Source organism: Desulfofundulus sp., assembly GCF_049701015.1.
In the GTDB taxonomy this organism is placed as follows: domain Bacteria; phylum Bacillota; class Desulfotomaculia; order Desulfotomaculales; family Desulfovirgulaceae; genus Desulfofundulus.
In genome coordinates, this window is sequence record NZ_JBNATZ010000352.1 from 1 (window position 1) to 2100 (window position 2100).

Consider the following 2100-nt stretch of genomic DNA (forward strand, 5'->3'; position numbering starts at 1 on the left):
CCTGCTACTTTTCCTACAGTAATTTTACTTTAACTTCGGCAAGCCTTGAGGCTTCAGATTTTCCTTAAAACAGGTTAATTTTTCTTTCCTCAGAAACCAGGGAGGGGTTGTACAGGTAACCCGGCCTACCAACAGCGGGAGTGCGGGGCCAGAGGTGGAGCTCCTTTCCACAGACCAGCGCTCCCTGGCATTCCAGATCGCTGTGGACGGCCCTCTGGGCTGAAAGATCCGGCCTGGTAAGAGCAAGCTGCAGCGGTAGCCCGTCTAAAGCCAGGCGGCTGTAGTCAAAGCCTGTCAATTCCAGGACCGTGGGCATAATATCCACCGTACTCACCGGCACGCCAACCTGCACACCGGCCGGCCCTGTAGAACGGGGCATTTTGACGATCAGGGGCACATGGATCTGGTCGGGAGTAAGAGTCAAGCCGTGGTAAAAGTAGACGCCGTTTTCTCCCAGGGCCTCTCCGTGATCGGCGGTAACAACAACCATGAGTTCATCCCAGAGGTCCATCTCCTTGAGGGCACGGAACAGGTCGCCCAGGATGTGATCTTCGTACCGGATACCACAGTCATACCGGGCCATGTAAAAGCGGGCATCATGCTGGTGTTTGGCCTCGCCGTCCGAATCATCGGCCAGCAGCTGGTAACCCGGAATCCCCCCCGTTTCCCCTTCTCCTTCATTTATTACCGGCAACAAGAGGGGGTCCGGCCCGTAATCCTCCGGCCTGAAGATAGAGTTAAAGGGGGCTGGTTGAATGTAAGGGCCGTGAACATCAAAGTAATGTATCCAGACAAAGAACGGTTTGTCTGAGTTCTCCTTTAACCATGCCAGTGCCCGCGCCGTGGTAAGGGGGCCGTCCCGCACCAGCTCATGGGGACGGTTTTCTTCCGCCCCGGTCATTTCATCGTCATACAGCACAAAGCCCTGGGAAAGCCCCCGGCAGCCATCCAGAACGGCGCAGCTTACAAAGGCCGCGGTGGACCAGCCAAGACTCAGGAGAATTTCGGCCAGGGTCACTTCCCGGTCGGGGTCCATTTTCCCGTCATCCTGCCTGTACCCGACGGAATGATGGGGCACATATTTCCCCGTCATAATAGAGGCATGAGCCGGCAAAGTATATGAACAGGGAGAATAGGCCCGGCGGAAAAGGATGGCCTCCCGGGCCAGCGCATCCAGGTGGGGCGAGGTTTCCCGGTGATAACCATAGCACCCCAGGTGGTCCGCCCGCAGGGTGTCAACGGTAATCAGCAGTATGGAACAGGACATGTAAAATCTCCTCCTTAAAAATACCCAAGCCGCCTCAGATCCGACATGACCCTTTCCTTGACTGCGGCCCGCCCTGAACGCTCCGCTTCACCAGGACCGGCGGGGCTGGTGCAGGGCCGGCACCCCAGGCTGACATATCGCCGGTCGTAAAGGGAGCAGTAGGGCAGGTGGTGCAGGCGTATGTAGGCCCAGATATCGTCCCGGGTGAAATCCAGCAGGGGATGTACGCGGACGTGGTCTTCCCGCTGGGAAATATAATCCTCACCGGACCGGGCCGGGTGCTCATCACGCCTGATGGCGGTAAACAGGTGGGACACACTATATCTTACCAGTGCCCGCTGCAAAGGAACGGTCTTCAACCGGTGACAGCACTCAACCTTGTCCCGGCCAATTTCTTCAGGGGGAACGGCCCCGATGTTATTTTCACGCACCAGGTTAAATTGCCAGAGACGCTGCATCTTGTCAATAAACCGGTAAATTTCCGGAAACTTTACCCCGGTATCAATATTTAATACGGGTATGGCTATCTTCCCACCCTGAACGGAACGTACCAGGTGAAGCAGGACCAGCGAATCCTTGCCACCGGAAAAGGTCACCATGGCCCTTTCAGCCTGTTCCAGCGCGGCAGCAATGATTTCCCTGGCACGTTCGATTTTTTGCTCGAGCATAAGTACCTCCCTGTAGATAGCTCTAAATTTCTCCAACTTTTTTCCCTCAGCCCGGCAAGACACGGGTTTGAATCACAGAACAGGCGCTTTCCCGGGCCACCGTTTCCCATTCCCTGAAAGCGCATCCCGCTTACCCCTGCCGCAAGATCTTTTCCCAGCGGGCCA

General features: G+C 56.3%; 2 protein-coding genes. Both read right to left on the reverse strand.

What is annotated here, in order from left to right; translation table 11 throughout:
• Nucleotides 1-64: 64 nt before the first annotated feature.
• Nucleotides 65-1267 carry a sulfatase gene (locus tag ACPLUI_RS14255; RefSeq protein ID WP_424660906.1) on the reverse strand — a complete coding sequence of 401 codons (1203 nt, stop codon included), beginning with the start codon at nucleotides 1265-1267 and terminating at the stop codon, nucleotides 65-67.
• A 14-nt stretch (nucleotides 1268-1281) separates the two neighbouring features.
• The gene (locus ACPLUI_RS14260) at nucleotides 1282-1935 is read right to left on the reverse strand and encodes a phosphoadenosine phosphosulfate reductase family protein (protein ID WP_424660907.1); all 654 of its coding nucleotides are present in this window, start codon (nucleotides 1933-1935) and stop codon (nucleotides 1282-1284) included.
• Nucleotides 1936-2100: the final 165 nt, after the last annotated feature.